This window comes from Bernardetia sp. Wsw4-3y2, from assembly GCF_037126295.1.
Classification (GTDB): Bacteria; Bacteroidota; Bacteroidia; order Cytophagales; family Bernardetiaceae; genus Bernardetia.
In genome coordinates this window covers 4,504,583-4,523,080 of the sequence record NZ_CP147017.1, presented here as the reverse complement: position 1 = coordinate 4,523,080, position 18,498 = coordinate 4,504,583, and the positions used below count along the sequence as shown (strand labels likewise).

The window sequence follows — 18,498 nt, the reverse complement described above, 5'->3', positions numbered from 1 at the left end:
TTTTTAATCTAGTTAGAATGAAAACCGACATTAAATTTAAAGAAAACACATTTGTAGTAAAGGGTTATGGAGCAAAAGATAATTTGCTTAACAAATTAACAGACCATAGGCTATCAGAAATGGATGTAGAACGTCCTATGATTAATGATAACCAAGTTATTGTAGAGGTATTATATAGTGGCGTTTGTCATAGTGATATTCATCAAGTAAACGATGATTGGAAAAATACTCGTTATCCATGTGTACCAGGGCATGAGATTATTGGAAAAATAGCAAAAGTCGGTAACAAAGTAACAAAATTTAGTGAAGGAGATTTAGTAGGAGTTGGTTGTATGATAGATAGTTGCCAGACCTGCAAACCTTGCCAAGATAATGAAGAACAGTTTTGTGCAGGACCTCACGGCCCTACAATGACTTATAACGGTTATTTTAATGACCCAGCATCTGATTTTAATACTTTTGGAGGTTATTCTAGTCATGTAGTCTCAAGCGAAGAGTTTTTGTTACGTATTCCTGAAAAGCTAGATATAAAGAAAGCAGCACCTATTTTGTGCGCAGGAATAACAACTTATTTACCACTCAAACAATGGAACATCAAACAAGGAGATAAAGTAGCTATTGTTGGAATAGGAGGACTTGGACACATGGCTGTGCAACTAGCAAAAGCAATGGGCGCAGAAGTAACAGCAATTACTACACAAGAAGCCAAAAGAAAAGAAGCCTTAGAATTAGGTGCTGACCACGTTCTGATTTCAGAAAATGATGAGGAAATGAAAAAAAACGCTATGAATTTTAATTATATACTGATTACAATTCCTTATGCTTTTGATGTCAATCCTTATGTTAAGCTACTCGCTATTCGTGGTAGTTTGGTAACAGTTGGTCTTTTGGGAGAGTATAAAGAACCTCTTAATAATATGGAAGTGGCAAAACTAGCTCGTCAAGTAGGTGGTTCGGTAATAGGGGGAGTAAAAGATACACAAGAAGTTCTTGATTTCTGTGCAGAACATAATATTCATCCAGAAGTACAGATGATGAAAATAGAAGATATTAATGATGCCTTCGAAAAGATAAAGAAGGAAAAAGTACGTTTTAGATATGTAATTGATATGAAAGCCTAAAGAACTATTATCTCATTTTTTAAGATTAGCACAAGACCAAAATCTTGTGCTTTTTCCTATCTACTTTGTCTTTCTTCTAACTCTGACCGTATAAGTAACAAGATATTTATTATCAATTTTTATATGAACATCATAATGACCTAACTTTTCAAACGTATATTTTAATTCTAAAAATCCTTCTTTGGTTCTATTAATGATAGGTTTTTTAGAATATTTAGAAGAACCTGAACCTAGTTCTAGTTGAATAGCTTCTGGGTTGAGTGAATCGGGAGCTTCAAATAAAAAACTAATTGTTTCATTTTTCCCTATCTCTATTTTCATTTTTTGAGGCTCTACTGGAATAAGCTGATAATTGAAAGCATATTTATAAATCAATGGTGCATTTAGGAATTGAGAAAGAGTAGGTTTATTTTCCAATAACATCCATTTTTTATCTAAAGGATAATGATTTTTGATAAATAACTTAGGTTCAGCCAAAAAATAACCGTCATTATATTCTGAAACAAACTCATTTTTATCTACATCAAAAAATCCACTTGACCAAGTTGCATCACAGAGATACCATTTGTTATCCAGTTCTACTACATTCCATGAGTGATTTGGAATGCTGTTTTCCTCATCCATATTACTACTTGCAGTCTTTCCATAACCGTTCACAATTTCGCACTTTATATCAGATATATCTGCTAATTCCTTTATCAAAAAGGCATAGCCTGTACAAAGCGTTTTTTGTTCTTTGATTAATTTCTCAGCTACTTTTGGTAAATATGATTTATTCCAATTACGTAAAGCCAAACTATCATTTTGAAACTGTTTGCGTTTTTGTTTATTTTTGACATATCCCCAATAATCATTTTCAATATTGGTACTTACCCAAGTATATATCGCTCTAAATTTTTCTACTTGAGAAGGTAAAGAGTTTGTCAAATTATAAGAAAGTAAAGGCAAGTTTTTTAAGCTCTCGCCCTTGTAATGATTTGCAACACTATCAGCTTTACGAAAATCTACATTTCCAAAATCGCTGAGCTGTGCTTTAGCTATTCCAGTAATGAAAAAGAATAAAATACAGAAAAATCGAATCATCTAAATAAACCTTTAAATTTTTGCCAAACTGTTTGTTTTGATTGATAAACTTCATTGACACTTACTTCTCCCAAAAGTTCGTAATCATGTAATTGTAATGTCAAATTTTGTGAAGTGTTTTCTGTTACTATTTCTTCTCTTGCTTCATATCCAACAAAACGTGCTACAATAATAATTTCATCTGCAAAAGGAACTGTAAAACTAAAATTTCCCTCCATATCTGTAGTAGTTCCTCTAGTAGTCCCTTTTAGTTGAATAGTTGCTCCTGGTAAAGCACCATATTCTGGACAGTAAGAGGGGCATAACAATAGTTACAGTTTAATAATATTTGGGGTTTTTGAAAAAATGGCTTTTAAATGTGTTTTAAAGGCTATTTTTATGTAAAATAGCGAAATGACGATAAAAAACGAAAACTACACTTTTATACTTATTAACACATTTACTAATCTTTTAACAGGCACGTGTACGTGTTCTACAAGACAGGGGTGTACAAAACGAAAACTACACTTTTACAGATACATAAGGGCGTGTATGCGTAAAGTAAACAAAACCTACTCAAATACTACTTACTTGAAATAGTGGCTTGTAATTGCTTATATAGCGTTATTTGCTCCTGTAATGATACGATGAGCGTATCTTTAGTAGATAGCTCCTTACGAGCTGCTGATAACTCCACTTCTAAGATTTTGACTCGGTTTTCTAATTCTGAAATTTCCAATACTTTTTTTTGATTTTCCTCTAAATCTTGTGAAAGGTTGCTCGAAAGGTTGCTCGAAAGGTTGCTCGAAACTTTTTTAGTTTTGCCTTTTTTGTTGGCATTTTTCATATCAAGAAATAATAATTCTGTTATATCTTCTTGGAAGTAATCAGCCAATCTGCACAAGTCTTTTATTGTTGGCATACTTTGGTCAATTTCCCAATTAGAGACAGCAGAGCGATTATATCCAATATCTTCTGCAAACTGCTCTTGAGTCATTTTTTTCTCTTTTCTCAAGAATCTAATATTATCACCTAAAAAAAAAATCATTTCTTTTGCCATATTATTTGGTAATGCCATAATATTTGTCTAAATTTGGTTCATAATCAAAACTAAAGTTTCACAAAGCTAACAAAATTATGCAAATGATAGCACAACAAGAAAGCGTAGTAAATTATGAAAATATACTGCAAAATGGAGATAAAGAGAGACTTGCTCGTTTAGCTGATTGCTCTCCTCAATATGTAGGTAGAATTGCTCGTAAACTACATAGTGACGAAAATTACGAAGCAAGAACACTTACACAAGTAAAGGTAGTTTTATTACTTGAACTTACGAAAAAACACTACGAAGCACTATTAGAAGCTGTAAGTACAGTTTCATTCAATATTCCAACTTATAAATCTGTAAGCTAATGATATTATCAAATGAAATATCATTTGTTAATAAAACGGTTGTCGTTTCTTACGATTTTCTAAGAAAATTCTATACAGAATCTGCTGTAAAATCAAGTACATCAAGACTTTGGCAAAAAGCAGAAAAAGGTTGGATAGTTTGGCAATCTGTTTTAGAAGCAAATGAAAAAGCAAAAAGAGAACAGGATAGAAAAAAACTACCTAGTTTAAAAGAGTTACAAAGTGTAGCCTTATCTGAACAACTAGAAAACATAGTTTTAGAACAGTTTTACTCAAGTTCTGAAGCACAAGATTTAGTAGTTCATTATGGTTACGAACTGGCAAAAGATTATAGTGAAGCATCGGCTTGGTTGAGAATGCTGACAGAACTTGGCAAAGACAAACAAGCAATAAGACGTTTGACTGGCTATAATACAAAGACTAATCTTCGTAAAGCTGCTGCAAATATCTTGAAATTCAAAAACTTGAAAGGATTAGCAATTACAAATGCAGCTTCTTTGAGAGTAAAGGAGCATCATTATAACAATCTAGGAGTAGAATGTATCATTTCTGGCAAGTTTGGCAATAAAAACGCTGCAAAAACAGAAGTAAAAGACTTCCACGACATCACTTTAGTAGGTTTATATATGAACATTGACAAACCTCAAATCTATCATATTGATAGCAAATACGGTGTTTATGCACAATATTTAGACAAATGCGATGCACATGGTAAGGAAGCAATGTCGGTTTCTTGGGTTAAACAGCATTTTTCTTGTGAAAGGGTACAGGCTATTATCTCAAAACAGAGATACGGTAAGAAACATCAAAAAGCTCATTTCATGAATAAAATTAGATCCGAAAAAGTGAAGTATTCTAACTCTAGAATAGCACTTGATGGTATTCCAATCGGAGCTACATTTATGTATAAAGGCGAATTGAAATGGCAATATAATCTCTTTCCAATTTTTGATGTTGCTTCTGGTGCAGTGATAGGCTTTTCTCACGGCTTTAATGAAAATACTGCAATGTTTAAAGAAGCTATGCGCCAAGCAATACATACAGCGAATTATAAAAAATTCAAAGAAGTAGTTTCTGATGGATTTTTGAAAAAGAATATACAGGCAAATGATATTTTAGCTTTTGCTTGTGAAAAATACAATCCTGTTGTACAAAATCCACAGGAAAACGAAGCTGAGAATATGGGTTTTATACTCCAAGAAAGATTTAGAAAGTACCCTTGGTGGACTGGTTTGGGAATTACGACAAATAAAAAAGAAAGTCGTCCAAATCGTGATTTTTTCAAAGTCAAAGAAGCTCCAGCATATTCTGTTTTTCTAAAAACGATATTCAAAGAAGTAGCTCTCTATAATGCAGAAATTCAAGAAAATGGAAATTCAAGAATAGGGAATTACAATCAAAATTTTAGAAAACAATCTGAATTTATACATCCAAGCGTACTAAGAAGAATGTTTGGCGATTGGACAACTCGTAAAATTGTAGCTGGAATGTTAGAGGTGCAAGTTGGTAAAAAAACTTACAAATATGCTGTTCCAGAATACGCTGACTGGCTAGGTAATGACCAAGAGTTCTCTAAAAATCAAGCTCGTGTTAGGGTTTATTTTGACAAAAACGATATGTCACAAGTGGATATTTGCAATATAGTTGATAAAGATGATTTGAGTAAAGACAAATTCAAATCTACTCTAAATGAACTTGAATTGACTTCTAAAACATTCTCAGAGCATACAGAAAAAACAAAAAGCGCACTCGGTACTCAACTCAAAAATAGAAAATCTACTAAAGACTTTTTGGATAAAGAGGAAGAGGAATACAAGAAAGCACAAAAGGAGCTTACGATGCAAGAAATGGTTAATTCTGAATTGAAAGTACCATTCACGAACGATAGAAATGGAAAGTATAAAGAACAGTATAATTTGGCAGAGGCTAAATACTTCGAAGATTACTTTTCATTTGGAGAAAGTGGAATGATGCAAAAAGCTGCTGGAGATGGAATTGATTATTCAGAAGAACTAGAACAGGAGCAAAAAACAGAATCAAAAACAATCAAAATACCTAAACGCTGGTAACAGCATATTTTTTTAACCCCAAAAAACCAACAAAATGGAAACTATCGAAAAGAGCGAACAAAGGCAAACAATGGAAAAATTCCTCATTAAAAATGGATACAGATCGTTTTATAATAATGAAGATGATATAGATTCATTTGTAAGAGAAATTAGCAACGAAGTATCAATAAATGCAAATTTTTACTATCAAGGAGAGTTTGAACAAATTACACTTGAGGCAGGAAATCAACAACCACTATCTAATGAACCATCATTTTTTATCAATACTTGTATGTGGGTAAACTATGATGTAGCAATGGATAAACTAAAAGAAATTGAGCAGCATCTTATTAACTGTATTTCTAAATCATTTTAACTAAATAATTTTTTCACAAAAAAAACTCCTTAAAGAGGGCATCAATAAGGAGTTCATAATTTTTCAACAAACTGAAAGACACAATATTATGGAAATTACAACAAAAAAACAAATCTCAGCAGCTTTAAATCAGCATTTACAACTGATTTATGAGCGTGATGGTTCAACGCAAACAGACTTTTACAAGCAACATAACCTCAACGATGGCTATGTATCTTCTGTAAAAAATGGAAAAGTAGAAGGTAAATACCCTGCTGATTCATTTTATGTAGAATTAGCCACTATCATAGGCTTTTCTCTACAAAAAACATATTGGAAGCACATTGATACTACTTTATATAAAAGTATCATCAAAACAGCCGAAACGGCTCGTGTTCAAAAGAAACTAATTGGAGTTGATGGAAATACAGGAGCTGGCAAATCTCATTCAGTAGAACGAATCGCAAGTGAACGCCCTGGAACAACTGCTCTTATAGTAGCTGATGCAACGCTTTATGTAACAAAAGCAACGCATAATTTTATCCAACAAATCTATAATGCTTGTGGGTATAAAGAGGAAATGAAAATTTCAAATATGCGTAAAAAGATTTTTGATAAAGCTCGTAACACTCCAAATTTCTTATTCATTTTTGACGAAACTGAATATTTGAATAAGCAATGTTGGGACATTATCAAAGGAATTTATAGAGAGCTTGACTCTCAATGTGGATTTTTAGTGTGTGGATTAGGAATACAAAAATATGTAGAAAACCGTGCAGCTTCTAAATGGGGAGGGCGTGGATGGCAGCAAATAGCCAGCAGAATGAAACCAAACTGGAATATTCTACCAGACATGGGAGCGGGCGTACAGGGTTGGAATACAGAATGCGAACGTGTTTTGAAACAAGTATCAAAATTCTTTACAAAAAGTGCAATTAGTTGGTTTGCTACCAACTGTCAAGACTACAGAGACATCATGCACTATGCAAGTGAGATTTTATTAGTAGCTGATGAGGAAAAATGGAATAAAATAGAGGCTAATATTTTAGATGGTTATTTTTTCAATCAATCAAATTCAAATCCTTATTCTGAATAAAGAAAAGTCAAGGCGTGTAGTTTAACTGGTCAGAACAAAAGTGTAGCTACATAAAAATACTTTGATGAGAGTTCGAATCTCTCCACGCCTTCATAACGCAGCCAGCAAGTCCAAGTTACGGACACTTTAGGCAAATCAGAAGAGAGCCGAAAGGCAGCAACAGGAGCAAGCAAAGAAGACTTGCTCCTTTAAAGAAAGTCAATTATCAAATTTATTTATCACTTAAAATTCAAAACAACATGGCTTACAAAAAAGGCATTGAGAAAAAAGATATTTCAAGAGAGGAAACCGAAAAGGCTCTCTCACAATATAGACTTGCTGAAGGTAACTTCAATGAATTGAAAGGAGAGCTGGATCAGAAAATTTCTGAATTACAAGCTGCTTACTCTCCAAAACTTGAGGAATTGCAAAAGGAAATGGATAAGCAGAATGAGTTATTAGAGTTTTCTTGTGAACTCAATGACTGCAAAAAACTTTCTTTTGAAGGAATTGGAGAGATTGGTTTCAGAAAAAAGCCAACTACTGTTCGTTTCAAAAAAACTCTGACAGATGAGGATGTTCACGGATTGATAAACACTTTTGTAGAAGAGTCTTTACGTAAAAGTATGTATAAGGAATCTGTAAAAGTTGATAAAACAAGTATCAAAAAAATGATTGAATTGGAGCAAGTAACAATAGATACTTTGAATAAATGTGGACTTGTTGTAGAAACGGATCAATACAAATTCTATGTAAAAACATACGATTTGCAGCGATAAAAATACTTCGTGCTTAAGATAGGATTAAGAAACTCGCCAGTTCTGCTGGCGAACTTCTTTTTTTTCTCTTTTCAAAATTAAAACACTCAAAATTTACTTTTATGAGAATCAAGCGCACTAATAAAGGTCAGTTGCAAATATCTGAAATGACTGCTGATAACTATTCTGTCATTAAGGAGCAACTTAGAAAAGTCAGTATGGCTAAAGTAATTCTAAATGCTCCAAATGCACTTGCAATAGTTACTCTACAGGAACTATACAGAGAGAAATTTAGTAACGAATATCCTTCTTACAACAATCAAGGATTAGTTACAATGACGTGGAGGGCATCTGATGCAATGGCTTTTAGGTTAGTTCCTACAATTTACTTGGGTACAAATCCAAATCATAGAGATTTTATTGACATGACAATGGAATGTTTAAGAGATAAACTATCTGAAGAGATTGGTCAGTTCAATAATATAATTATGGAGTCTATCAATACACTTCGCTTAGAAAATGGCATACACGAGTAAGGAACATACACCTCAACGGTACTTCAAAAATGAAGAACCAACTACTATCCAAAATTTAGCTTTAAACGAACTAAATAAACTGAAAATGGCAAGACCAAACACACTAAAAGACTTGCTAGATCCAAATCATTTTGAGATTTACGCAAACAATGGAAGATACTGGATAAAACCAGTTGATCCGAACGATGGCGATGAGCAGGAACTTGTAATGATGGTTTACATATACTTTACAGAAAGTATTTTTATAACAACTATAAAGGATATGTTAGATGCTCAACACAAGTACTTCAAATCTAAACTATCATTTGGGCATCCAGATAAGCAAAAGTTATTAGAAACTAGCAAAGCTATTGAAACAAAAGCTAGAAAGATGCTTGCTAAACTATCTGAATTTACACAAACTAAACTCTACTGATATGAAAATCACAGATAAGAAAGGAGTAGAGGTAAATATTCTAAATAATACTTGGTTATCGTATTTAGGTTGGGAATCAAAGTATAGAATTTGGAAATCAGACGGCTGTAAAAAATTACTTTTTACAGATAATAAATATTACTTATTTAATGAATACTTAACTGATTTAATGAGTAATATGGATTTAATGACTACTGTATGTAGGCAAGTAAATGGTATTTATGCTACCGATGCAGATATTCAATATCGATCCTATATAGTGATTCGCCAGAATCAAAATTATTTGGATGAGTTGCTAAATGATTATCGCAACTGCTTTTGGGATGAGCATAGAATATATCATTCTGAACAGTACAAATATTTGTATAGAGAGTATATAAAAGCCGTTTTAAGAAATACAAAGGCAAGTAAAAAGGCTTTTAATGAGTTACAAGACTTTGAAAAATACTCTTTACAGATGGCAAAGGATTTTAGGAGACGTAAAGTTTCTTTTCGAATAAAAGATATGAGAATCTACAATTCACAAAAACAACTTTTCTTATGAAGAACAATACCTCAAAACACAGTTGCTCGTATCAAAACACTACTTTCTTTAGTAGAATTTGATGAGCAGGAAGAGCTGGCAATTATTAGAGAAGCTAGTGAGCAGCGCACCATCAGTGTAAAGGAACTCGGTTTTAAAGAAGCAATCAATTTACAACACTTAATTGTAAAAACTGACAAATGGAAAGCTGTTGTTCAAATGCGTTTGAAAGTTATTGCTCTTCGTGGAGATTTGGCTCGTATTGCTCCCAAGTATTTTGAAGACAATGACCAGCATTTCAATAACTACTTAGCAACCAACAAACGATTATTCAAAAATCGTAAATCTTTAAAAAATTATCCACATTCAGAATTAGTAAAACTGATTAGTCAATTACAAGCGATGAGTAATAATCTTACTCGTGCTAACAGAAAAAAAATGACAGTTTCTTATAATTCACAATCAAAATAAATTATGCTTAGAATATTTAGATATAATATTTCTGCTCAAGGTAGGTATGAAAACTCACATATTTTCAGTTTTGAGTGGGCAGATTCACAGGAACTTGCTATCAGGTATTTTCAAAAAAGATATTTTGATAATGAAGGATATTACCCAAAAGTAGTAAAAGTATCGTGTGTTGATGTACTAACATTCAATCATTCTCTTTTTGAAGTAGCTACAGAATTGAGAAAATCCGAAAAAGCTCTTTTTGCAGCTATCAAAACACAGGATCATACTTGGATTGGTAAATGTCGTCATCTTGTAAAAGAAGTTCATACCAAGATTGATAAAATTCTTTTTCCTAAAACTCATAAACAACAAAACGAAAATGAAAATAGACTACATCAATAGAAGGACTGATTTAGCTGAATTGATTATAGCTTTAATGCACTTGTATTCACATTCTGAAGAGGAAGATAGGAGCATAGATTTTGACAATAAAGTAGCTTTTGTACAAAGAGAATTTAGCAAAATAAAGGAAAGCAAATCACATGAAAGTTATGATAAATGCTTGGCATCTGCTAAAGAATATATGAGTACTTATGATGATATCAGAAAGGGAATATTATTATTGACTCAAATCTTATCATTTTCTATGTATCAAGATAATTATTCAGATAAAGAACATACTATGATTTACGCTTTCATAGTGGCTCTCAAGGAAACAAAATAAATTTTCAAACAACTAACAAACTGAAAAAATGACACTACCATTTTCAACTCATTGGGCTGATAAAACTCCAAATTATTTTGTAGGTAAAATTTGGTGTTCTATCCTTAAAGGGCTATGCGATAATAAAACTCAAGAACTTAGAAAAAAGTTATATGAGCAATCCTACTTTACTTTGTCTGGAAAATATATTGAAAGAACAATAAAAGAACATCAAAATGATTTTTTTGGACACTTTGGAATTGAGATAGATTATCCAACTGATTTACACCCAAAACTTCACACTCTAAGGGAAGACAAAAAAGATAGATGGCAAGCTGGTAAAAAAATACATCCTGTCATTCACAACCGAACAAAAAACAGGTTTCAATTCGCTCCTACTATGGAGTGTAAGGGTATTCAGAGAGTTACAATTATAAACTTTTTTGTTGCAGGATATTTTAAGAGAGAAGTATATATAGACTCAAAATTATTCTACATATTATATAGTCAATATCCAGCAAAAACATTTCTAAAGGATGTAAATGAAAAAATGCTCCAGTTTGTCAAAAATGACGGCTTCGGTGATATTGATAGTTTCTTTAAATTCTTTTTCCCTAAAGGTTCAGAAGGAACAAAAGAACTTAAATTAATTCACTGGACTGATTTAACCTACTAATTATGGAAAAAACAAGAGAAAACCCACTTTTGAGAGCCATCAATGTTGAGCTAAAAAAGCTAGAGAAAAAAGAAAAGAATCTAAAAGAACAAATCAACTACAATCCTTTACAGATTTTTATAGATGCTAGAAATGAATTTAGAGAACAAAATGCTGAACACATAAATGACGATGGAACGTTTAAAAAATCCTTTTGGGAAAAGGAACGCTTATCAGAAGAACTAAAAGTGCTATCAGAATTAGAATCTAAAGCATTTAAGTATAAATCTAAAGAGAATCTATTCACTAAATTAGCTATTGTTCAACTTGATATTGGGGACTTAACTCAAGAAAAGTTTTGGACTACACAAAGAGCAAATAAATGAAAAAACATATTTATTACCTAAAACAAAAAAAAATCGGTAGCATAATAAGAATTGATTTTGTTAATGGAAAGGCAGAAAACCTCAAATTAATGAAAAAAGACTTATATCCTACCGATTTTTTAATGTCCATTGATTTGCTTTCAGAAGGCTTAAAAACAATGGAAGGAGCTAAACGTAAAGCACTTGTAAACGACTTCTACATTACCCATACAGTTCGTGTAAAGGCGAACAAAAGTAAGGAAATAGGGCAAGTTTGCCAGTTGTGGAGAACTCTCTATAAAGAAGTTTTACAAACGGATTACAAACTAACTGATACGGATGCTGCCAAGCTCTCCACGCTTGAGCCTGTACCAACTGAAAGCCGAATAAGAGAGTTTTTGGCAAAATGGAAAATTCGTACTATTGGTAATTTTTGTAAAAGTGATACTCAAAACTCTATTACTTTAAATTTGAATACTCAAAAACACGAAGTAAAAGAAAAGAATTTTCCAGATGCACCAGATATGAAGTTTTACGAACGATTATCTTCAGAAGATAAAAAACTTTGTGTAAAGTATTGGAAATCAAATGGATTTGTACCAATTCAAAAAATACAAGATGGAAATATGTTTTACATTTGGAAAAAAACACAAAAAAGCTAATAATTTTAGCTAATAATTCTTATATTTATTCGTTATCAAGAAAAAAAAACCTTTCCTTACTTTTTTTACTAAAAATATTATCAAAAACAGATAGAAATGCAACAACCTATTGAAAAAGTATTACTCGCAGATGGAACTATATCTACAAACTCTATAAAAGAAACTTTAGTGCGAACAGTATTTTTACATGCACAAAATAGTACAGGAGAGAAAAACTACTTTACTGACCTTCAAAATTTAAAAAATTTGTATTTGTATATTTCTGATTATCAAAGTTCATAAGATGAGCAGTAGTTAAGTTGTGTAAGGTAAAAACCTCTACTTTTTTGAAGTAGAGGTTTTTTTTCGATTTATTTTATTTCCTTTTCCAGCTTTACTAATAAATCTTCATACTCTCTTAAAGTATTTAGAATTTGATTTTTACCAGCTCTTCTATCTTCGTTATGATTTGGATTTAAAATAGCAAATTTGTTATTTATTTCTCTCAATTCATTTACGGTATTGTTAAGAGATTTGATAGTTAATTCTAATTCTTTTTGAGTCAAATGTGATAAGTACATAATGTAAAATTTAGTTTGTTTAGTTAATTTACATTGGTGTACACGACACGTCCACGCAATGGTTACGAGTGTTCGCAAAGAATTTGAATTATTTTTTATATCTTTATAACTATGAAAAAATACCTAACTATTTCGCTTATTAAATCTTAGAATTGTATGAAAGATGTAAACAAAAAAGACCTTTTAGATTTGGTGTCATGTTCTTGGGCAGAATATGAAGAGGCTAATATAAAAGCAAATACTATTTTACCTGATATTTTTATACATCAAGGAAATCATAAAGTAGAAGATAATTCAAATTTTGGATGTCTTAGAACTGTTAGATATTTGAATGAAGAAGAAGCAATAAAAAAAGGTCTAAGATTATACAAGAGTATGTTGCTTTTACAGAGTATGAATAAATCTATTTAAAACAGAAAACCCACACATTACAATCTTGGACGAGCGTTAGTGGGGTTTTCACATAACCGTTTAAAATTATGCAAAACAAATTTAAGCAAAATACAGATGCCTTACAACAAAATAGCACTGTAAAAGAATCGTTTTTAGATAACATTCCAGAGTTTCAAAATCCAGACTTGATGGAAATGAAGGATAAAGTAGAAAAATTATCTGGTGATATGATTGATACGTTAGATAGGTTTTCTTTAAAAAACTCATTTATGTTAGCATTTTTTGAATATGCTAGACATTGTACTGGAGATATTCACTATCAAAAGAATATAGATAATCTTCAAATTATTTTTCACACTCTATAAACTAAATAAAATGACAGTAGATCAGCAGCTTACTTTAATACAATGTATTAGAGAGTTTCAATATAGCTCCCAAGATGATGACATTGTGAAAATGTTTGTAGAAATGGTAGAGCATTTGAAAGATAAAGAAAATGGTTATCAACTAGAAATAGAGAAACAATTAGATGTTATTTATAGATTAGTTGATGAAGAACCTCCAAATGTAACCTTAATAGAACAAAAAATAAAGGAAACAGGATTACAAGAACACCCAGAAATACTTCGTATTAGAACAATGGTTCATTTTATGGAAGATTAAAAACCAAAAAAAAGCCTTCAATTAATTTTGAAGGCTTTTTTTATGGTCTTAATTGTATAATGTAAATTCTAAATCAAATGCAAATTCGGTTCTGTTATTTGCTTTCTTTATAAGGTTGCTATTTTCATAGTCTTCTTTATTATCAAAAAGTCTGTTTTCAATAATTTGATAGTTATTTTTGTATAAGAATATAACTACATCTACTAAAGTAATAGTTCTGAATTTTTCCGTATCATACGGATTGTAATGCGTATCTAATCGCATCATTAACTCATCATAAGCCTCTTTATGTTCTACTAAAATAGTTTCATATCTCAAATCTTCGTGTATAAAAGTTATTGCAGTTGTGTGCATTTTTTGTCGTGTTTAGATTAAATAAATAGTTCGTGTCTTTAAAACACTACTGTACACGACACGTCCACGCAATGGTTACGAAGGTTTTACACTTTTTTTGAGAAAGATTTTTTATTTATAAGAATCTTTTTTGTTTCTTTGTTGAAACTATTGTATCACAAACGAAACTACTATTATATGAAAAAGTCTTTTTTTATAGTCTTATTTATAAGCCTTTTTATTTTCTCCTGTAATGATAGTTCAAATAAGAAAGAATACAAAAGTGATAATATGTTTGAGCTTTATTTAAGAGATGCTGATAGTCTATCAAAAGAAGGTTTGTTTATAGAGGCGCAAATGAAGTTAGAAAGTATAGTTGATGTTTTTCCAGAAAAAAAAGATACACTAAATAGCTTAGCAAGTTATTATAGTGATTTGTATATAAAACAACGTGATTCTTTAGATAATCAAAAAGAAATAGCAAAAAAGGAAGCTGATAAATTACTTTCTAATTTGAGAGTAAGTAAAGATGATATGAAGGATTTATCATTTTATGAAAGTAAACTAACTCCAAAATACATAGATGTAAACAACTTGTATTGTTATATTGTGGAACACAAAACAGGAGAACCAACTTTAAGACTGAAAATTCAGTATGCTGCTGATGACTGGCTTTTTGTGAAAAGTTACCTAATAAAAATAGATGAGCAAAAATTTAATTTTATTCCTAATGAAGTTAAAAGAGATAATTCTGGAGGCAAAATTTGGGAATGGAGTGACGACTTAATAAAAGAAGATAAAATAGAAATTATAAAGGCTATTTCAGAAGCTAAAAGCGTAAAAATACGTTATATAGGAAGTGATTATTATCATGACAGAAATTTGTCATCAAAAGAAATAAAAGCTGTAAAGGAAATATTGACTGTTTATAATTTACTAACAATCGCTCAATAAATCACACACATGAGCCAAAAAAGTGAGCTTATGCACAAAGTGCGTTTTGTCTTCCAAAAATAACTCTTCTTTATTTATCTCCAAACGAAAATAGCCACAACCAGAAGAAAAATTGTGCAGCTCTCTTTTGACTTTATCTCTAAATTCAAAATCTAGCCAAGCACTATCTTTACTTTTTGAGGTTTCTAAAGTGGTATGTTGTGCGCTGGCAGCATTCGTAATTGAAGTATAAACTTCTAAAGTCATCACGCCTGTACGGTCATTCTCATCTAAGATACCGTATTGTGGACGTTCTTTGTCTTCTTCAGCTTTTTGCCATTCAATTTGATTAAAACGAACCAATACAGATTCATGTATTTGTTGGTAGTTTTCGTCATCAAATTGATTTTCATAATGTCTATCTACATTTTGAGTTATGTTTTTTTCTATCAGTAAAGCTGAAATGGCATCAAAAATAGTCTGTTCTAAAGTCATTGTAAAGTAGTTTTAAAAGGCTTGTAAATGAGATATACAACTGTATATCTGTACTATATAGAGGCTTTTTTAAGATGATTATTAATAGCTTTTTTGATAATAGAATCTAATTTTTTTGAACGACCTAAAAACATACGTTGAGGAATAGTAGTATTCATTTTTCGTTTATGGCTACTCACTTTATGTGCTTTTCGCTTTTTGCCTTTACGAGTAAACGAACTTACCGTAACACTTCCTGTCAGTTTTGCACCTTGGTTGTGAGCTGGAGCATAAGGAACATTTGAACCAACAATTACAAAATTACTTCCTTTTTTACGAATGCGAATACTTCTTCTTAGTCTGCCAGTATCTACCAAGAGCGCACGTTTAGAATTACGTTTGGCAGATGGTTTACGAGCTTTCCATGCATCACCGTCCCAACCTTGTTTTTTGAAGGCATCTAAAGAATAATTGACAACTTCATTACCTACTATCGTAGGAATGTCTTCTATCTTTTTCGCTAGACTCTTTATGTATTGTTCTATGTTCATGTTTTAGATATTCTACGATATGTATTCCTATTCCAAGTCCAATCATAAAAACGATTGCTAGTATTATTAAGTAAAGCATAATTTTAAGTTTTTAAAGGTGTATCCATTTTAGATTGTAAAACCATAATTGCTGCATACGTATCTTTTTCAATTTGTGTTTGTTTTTCCATGTTAGTACGCATCTCTTCCAATGTTGTTTGTGTTACTTGTTTAAAGTCCATCAACTTAGCTACTTTAGTGTGTAAACCAACAACATAAATAATTAGAGGAATTACAATGGCTGTAAGCAACGTCAGCATAATTCCTATGATGACGAAAATGAGATTTAGAAAATTATAATCAATAGTAAGAAGCATTTTAGTTATTAAAATAAGGGTGATTAGAAGGAAAGATTATTCCAGTCTTTCCAATATTAGTTTCAAATTGACTTCCAAAATCTGGAATTTCAATTTTAGAAATGTCCGTTTCTTTTCCATCAGCAAGACTACGAACCGTACATCTATCATTCCAGCCATTCGGTGGATAATTCTTGTCCCAAAAAGCATCGTCGAATTTACGAATGATACCTTCCAATTTTGCATGTGATTTTCGTACTCTACCATCGCCAGCCGTTTCGTATTGTAGATAAGGAAGAGCTTCACTTGAGTTTTCAATATCACGCCATTTACGAGCCATTTGTGCAGAACCAATACTATGATTATATTCTGTACGAAGCCAAGCAACATTATAAGTATCATGAATTTTGAGAGCATCAGCTTTAAATTTTGAGAATGTTTTTAAAATTCCATCCTCATCTAAAAGTAGATTTGTCATTTCACGAAGTTCAGATTCCGTTTTGGCTGCTGAGAAAACATTTACATTTTCAGTAAGTGTTTCGTAAAAGTCCTCATCATTTGTATCAAAATCTCCAAAACCTTCACTTACTCCAGAACTTAGTTTTTCAGAATAAGAAGCTATCAAGTCTTTTACTTCGTCAGAGTCAAAGTCTGGTGCATCTTGATCCCTATAAATAATTTCTATAAGTGAGTTAATCAAGTCTTCAGTGTCTGGAGCATCAAAACCCTCATTTGTAGGAACAGCCGAACAACAGCTACTATATAAAGAGTTTACAGCATTAACAATGTTTGGCTTTACCCAAGTATTTTTTTGTTTTTCCTTTTCCTTTTCTACAACAGGAATAGGAGCTGCTGGAGGTAAAGAAATTTGAGAACTTGGCATTTGCTCAATTTCTACATTGTAAGTACGTTCTATGTACTCTTTAGTAAAGATGTAACCAGCTTGTAAAAGAGGTGTATCAATCAAAATTTTATCTTCTGGATACATATTTCGTTCGTCATCCCAAACAAAATATTCTCCTTCCAGAATCTGAAAATTAAAGGCTTTACGTAAAAATGGAAAAAGAGTATCATTGATAAAATCTTTACTATTCTCTTTATCATTTTCACGGACTTCATTTTGCTCATCTGCATGTGTTTCGGATTGACTTCGTGAAGAGCCGTTGTCGGTTGTCATTGTCTGACCAAGATAAAGTTTTGAAATTAGCTCATTAGCTAACTTAATTTTCATCATAGGAACATTATGAAAATCTTGCCTTGAGGTTTCATGTAAAGTCAATTTTGATTCTGAAGGCAAAACAGCATAAGCAGCCGAACCCATCTCTTCTAAAAACTGACCTAATAAATTTCTAGTTTCTGGATCTTTAAAACCAGCCGTTTCTACTACTCTAATAAAAGTAGTCATTAACTGTTCGCCTTCGTCCCAAGCTGCCCACGAGTGTCGTGATAAAATATCTAGCATTGCTACTAAATCTAGCAAACCAAATTCATCAGCATCATCACAGATATTTAAAACATTGACACCAGCTTCTTGTAACGAATCAATGGCAATTCCTTCTGTATCGTAAGTAGAAAGTACAATCTGCTCAACTTCTGGTCTTATATGCCTTCTATCTATATTTTCAATTTTGAATGTTCCTTCTTTTTTAGGATTAGGAAAAAATTGAATAACAGAATATCCATAACTTATACCTTCAGTATAGAACTTCAAAAATCTACGAAACCAAGAGTGTTGCAAAAGTTTCGTTTTTTCTATTATCTCATCTCCATTTTTATCAACTACTTTAAAAGGATGATTAGATAAAAAGAAAGCTCGTTTTTGCATAACAGTTTTCAAGTGAGCATTATTCGAAACGATATTACTATATACTTCCTGTAATCTATCACGACGAGGAAACCACACATCAAGTGCAGACCGACGAGCAGAAAGAACATCTGGAATTTCTTTACGAGCAACTGATTCTGTCATTCTCTGTAATTCAGATTTGACAGATTTACTCTGTTTTGAGTTTTTAGCTAAAAAACGGTTTTGAATGTAGTCTAAACTTTTAGCAAAAAAACCTTTTTTAAGCGTTTGTTTTTTTATTCTATACATACAGTTATAAAAATATA

At 31.6% G+C, this 18,498-nt stretch carries 29 protein-coding genes and 1 tRNA gene; 21 read left to right on the top strand and 9 right to left on the bottom strand.

Features of this window, described 5'->3' with window-relative positions:
• The first annotated feature begins 17 nt into the window (after nucleotides 1-17).
• Nucleotides 18-1,121, top strand: a complete 1,104-nt coding sequence (locus V9L05_RS18960) for an NAD(P)-dependent alcohol dehydrogenase (RefSeq protein ID WP_338813469.1) — start codon at nucleotides 18-20, stop codon at nucleotides 1,119-1,121.
• Nucleotides 1,122-1,181: 60 nt separating this feature from the next.
• Here V9L05_RS18960 and V9L05_RS18955 read toward each other — a convergent pair whose 3' ends face one another.
• From V9L05_RS18955 to V9L05_RS18945, 3 genes are all read right to left on the bottom strand, one after another.
• Nucleotides 1,182-2,204, bottom strand: coding sequence for a transglutaminase domain-containing protein (locus V9L05_RS18955; RefSeq protein WP_338813468.1), 1,023 nt, complete (start codon nucleotides 2,202-2,204; stop codon nucleotides 1,182-1,184).
• Nucleotides 2,201-2,512, bottom strand: coding sequence for a carboxypeptidase-like regulatory domain-containing protein (locus V9L05_RS18950; RefSeq protein WP_338813467.1), 312 nt, complete (start codon nucleotides 2,510-2,512; stop codon nucleotides 2,201-2,203). Before V9L05_RS18950 ends, V9L05_RS18955 begins: the two co-directional genes overlap by 4 nt.
• A gap of 254 nt (nucleotides 2,513-2,766) precedes the next feature.
• Complete coding sequence (locus V9L05_RS18945) at nucleotides 2,767-3,261, bottom strand: helix-turn-helix domain-containing protein (RefSeq protein WP_338813466.1); 495 nt, start codon at nucleotides 3,259-3,261, stop codon at nucleotides 2,767-2,769.
• A 59-nt stretch (nucleotides 3,262-3,320) separates the two neighbouring features.
• Between V9L05_RS18945 and V9L05_RS18940 the strand changes: the two genes are divergently transcribed.
• From V9L05_RS18940 to V9L05_RS18865, 16 genes are all read left to right on the top strand, one after another.
• Nucleotides 3,321-3,596 (top strand): hypothetical protein, encoded by a 276-nt coding sequence (locus tag V9L05_RS18940; protein ID WP_338813465.1) that lies wholly within the window; start codon nucleotides 3,321-3,323, stop codon nucleotides 3,594-3,596.
• Nucleotides 3,596-5,665, top strand: coding sequence for a hypothetical protein (locus tag V9L05_RS18935; RefSeq protein WP_338813464.1), 2,070 nt, complete (start codon nucleotides 3,596-3,598; stop codon nucleotides 5,663-5,665). Before V9L05_RS18940 ends, V9L05_RS18935 begins: the two co-directional genes overlap by 1 nt.
• 34 nt (nucleotides 5,666-5,699) lie before the next feature.
• The gene (locus tag V9L05_RS18930) at nucleotides 5,700-6,020 is read left to right on the top strand and encodes a hypothetical protein (protein WP_338813463.1); all 321 of its coding nucleotides are present in this window, start codon (nucleotides 5,700-5,702) and stop codon (nucleotides 6,018-6,020) included.
• A gap of 88 nt (nucleotides 6,021-6,108) precedes the next feature.
• Complete coding sequence (locus V9L05_RS18925; RefSeq protein ID WP_338813462.1) at nucleotides 6,109-7,095, top strand: ATP-binding protein; 987 nt, start codon at nucleotides 6,109-6,111, stop codon at nucleotides 7,093-7,095.
• A gap of 10 nt (nucleotides 7,096-7,105) precedes the next feature.
• A tRNA-OTHER gene (locus V9L05_RS18920) sits at nucleotides 7,106-7,186 on the top strand.
• A 148-nt stretch (nucleotides 7,187-7,334) separates the two neighbouring features.
• The gene (locus tag V9L05_RS18915) at nucleotides 7,335-7,853 is read left to right on the top strand and encodes a host-nuclease inhibitor Gam family protein (RefSeq protein ID WP_338813461.1); all 519 of its coding nucleotides are present in this window, start codon (nucleotides 7,335-7,337) and stop codon (nucleotides 7,851-7,853) included.
• Between the two features lie 101 nt (nucleotides 7,854-7,954).
• Nucleotides 7,955-8,368, top strand: coding sequence for a hypothetical protein (locus V9L05_RS18910; protein ID WP_338813459.1), 414 nt, complete (start codon nucleotides 7,955-7,957; stop codon nucleotides 8,366-8,368).
• Nucleotides 8,352-8,783, top strand: a complete 432-nt coding sequence (locus V9L05_RS18905; RefSeq protein WP_338813458.1) for a hypothetical protein — start codon at nucleotides 8,352-8,354, stop codon at nucleotides 8,781-8,783. The genes V9L05_RS18910 and V9L05_RS18905 overlap by 17 nt, the downstream gene beginning before the upstream one ends.
• Before the next feature lies 1 nt (nucleotide 8,784).
• A complete protein-coding gene (locus tag V9L05_RS18900) occupies nucleotides 8,785-9,327 on the top strand; it encodes a hypothetical protein (protein WP_338813457.1) in 543 nt (180 codons plus the stop codon).
• 198 nt (nucleotides 9,328-9,525) lie between these two features.
• On the top strand, nucleotides 9,526-9,777 hold the full coding sequence (locus tag V9L05_RS18895) for a hypothetical protein (RefSeq protein WP_338813456.1): 252 nt from the start codon (nucleotides 9,526-9,528) through the stop codon (nucleotides 9,775-9,777).
• 3 nt (nucleotides 9,778-9,780) lie between these two features.
• Nucleotides 9,781-10,161, top strand: a complete 381-nt coding sequence (locus tag V9L05_RS18890) for a hypothetical protein (RefSeq protein WP_338813455.1) — start codon at nucleotides 9,781-9,783, stop codon at nucleotides 10,159-10,161.
• The gene (locus V9L05_RS18885; RefSeq protein WP_338813454.1) at nucleotides 10,139-10,483 is read left to right on the top strand and encodes a hypothetical protein; all 345 of its coding nucleotides are present in this window, start codon (nucleotides 10,139-10,141) and stop codon (nucleotides 10,481-10,483) included. The genes V9L05_RS18890 and V9L05_RS18885 overlap by 23 nt, the downstream gene beginning before the upstream one ends.
• Nucleotides 10,484-10,511: 28 nt before the next feature.
• On the top strand, nucleotides 10,512-11,138 hold the full coding sequence (locus V9L05_RS18880; RefSeq protein ID WP_338813453.1) for a hypothetical protein: 627 nt from the start codon (nucleotides 10,512-10,514) through the stop codon (nucleotides 11,136-11,138).
• A 2-nt stretch (nucleotides 11,139-11,140) separates the two neighbouring features.
• Nucleotides 11,141-11,503: a hypothetical protein gene (locus V9L05_RS18875; protein ID WP_338813452.1), complete on the top strand. Its 363-nt coding sequence runs from the start codon at nucleotides 11,141-11,143 to the stop codon at nucleotides 11,501-11,503.
• Nucleotides 11,500-12,144 carry a hypothetical protein gene (locus tag V9L05_RS18870; protein WP_338813451.1) on the top strand — a complete coding sequence of 215 codons (645 nt, stop codon included), beginning with the start codon at nucleotides 11,500-11,502 and terminating at the stop codon, nucleotides 12,142-12,144. Before V9L05_RS18875 ends, V9L05_RS18870 begins: the two co-directional genes overlap by 4 nt.
• Nucleotides 12,145-12,240: 96 nt before the next feature.
• Entirely contained in the window at nucleotides 12,241-12,426 is a 186-nt protein-coding gene (locus tag V9L05_RS18865) for a hypothetical protein (RefSeq protein WP_338813450.1), read from the top strand.
• A 68-nt stretch (nucleotides 12,427-12,494) separates the two neighbouring features.
• Here the strand turns inward: V9L05_RS18865 and V9L05_RS18860 are convergent, their stop codons facing one another.
• On the bottom strand, nucleotides 12,495-12,704 hold the full coding sequence (locus V9L05_RS18860) for a hypothetical protein (RefSeq protein WP_338813449.1): 210 nt from the start codon (nucleotides 12,702-12,704) through the stop codon (nucleotides 12,495-12,497).
• Nucleotides 12,705-12,860: 156 nt separating this feature from the next.
• Between V9L05_RS18860 and V9L05_RS18855 the strand changes: the two genes are divergently transcribed.
• The 3 genes from V9L05_RS18855 to V9L05_RS18845 all read left to right on the top strand — a co-directional run bounded on the left by V9L05_RS18855 (nucleotide 12,861) and on the right by V9L05_RS18845 (nucleotide 13,760).
• Nucleotides 12,861-13,115, top strand: coding sequence for a hypothetical protein (locus tag V9L05_RS18855; RefSeq protein ID WP_338813448.1), 255 nt, complete (start codon nucleotides 12,861-12,863; stop codon nucleotides 13,113-13,115).
• 68 nt (nucleotides 13,116-13,183) lie between these two features.
• Complete coding sequence (locus V9L05_RS18850) at nucleotides 13,184-13,462, top strand: hypothetical protein (protein ID WP_338813447.1); 279 nt, start codon at nucleotides 13,184-13,186, stop codon at nucleotides 13,460-13,462.
• 10 nt (nucleotides 13,463-13,472) lie between these two features.
• Complete coding sequence (locus tag V9L05_RS18845; protein WP_338813446.1) at nucleotides 13,473-13,760, top strand: hypothetical protein; 288 nt, start codon at nucleotides 13,473-13,475, stop codon at nucleotides 13,758-13,760.
• Between the two features lie 48 nt (nucleotides 13,761-13,808).
• On the opposite strand, the gene V9L05_RS18840 is transcribed toward V9L05_RS18845, so the two are convergent.
• Entirely contained in the window at nucleotides 13,809-14,114 is a 306-nt protein-coding gene (locus V9L05_RS18840) for a hypothetical protein (RefSeq protein ID WP_338813445.1), read from the bottom strand.
• A 177-nt stretch (nucleotides 14,115-14,291) separates the two neighbouring features.
• Here V9L05_RS18840 and V9L05_RS18835 point away from each other — a divergent pair, with 177 nt between their 5' ends.
• Nucleotides 14,292-15,047 (top strand): hypothetical protein, encoded by a 756-nt coding sequence (locus V9L05_RS18835; protein ID WP_338813444.1) that lies wholly within the window; start codon nucleotides 14,292-14,294, stop codon nucleotides 15,045-15,047.
• On the opposite strand, the gene V9L05_RS18830 is transcribed toward V9L05_RS18835, so the two are convergent.
• From V9L05_RS18830 to V9L05_RS18815, 4 genes are all read right to left on the bottom strand, one after another.
• A complete protein-coding gene (locus V9L05_RS18830; RefSeq protein ID WP_338813443.1) occupies nucleotides 15,030-15,521 on the bottom strand; it encodes a hypothetical protein in 492 nt (163 codons plus the stop codon). The genes V9L05_RS18835 and V9L05_RS18830 overlap by 18 nt on opposite strands.
• Nucleotides 15,522-15,574: 53 nt before the next feature.
• The gene (locus tag V9L05_RS18825) at nucleotides 15,575-16,051 is read right to left on the bottom strand and encodes a phage virion morphogenesis protein (protein ID WP_338813442.1); all 477 of its coding nucleotides are present in this window, start codon (nucleotides 16,049-16,051) and stop codon (nucleotides 15,575-15,577) included.
• 83 nt (nucleotides 16,052-16,134) lie between these two features.
• Complete coding sequence (locus V9L05_RS18820) at nucleotides 16,135-16,407, bottom strand: hypothetical protein (protein WP_338813441.1); 273 nt, start codon at nucleotides 16,405-16,407, stop codon at nucleotides 16,135-16,137.
• 1 nt (nucleotide 16,408) lies between these two features.
• Nucleotides 16,409-18,481 (bottom strand): DUF935 family protein, encoded by a 2,073-nt coding sequence (locus tag V9L05_RS18815; RefSeq protein ID WP_338813439.1) that lies wholly within the window; start codon nucleotides 18,479-18,481, stop codon nucleotides 16,409-16,411.
• Between the last annotated feature and the right edge of the window lie 17 nt (nucleotides 18,482-18,498).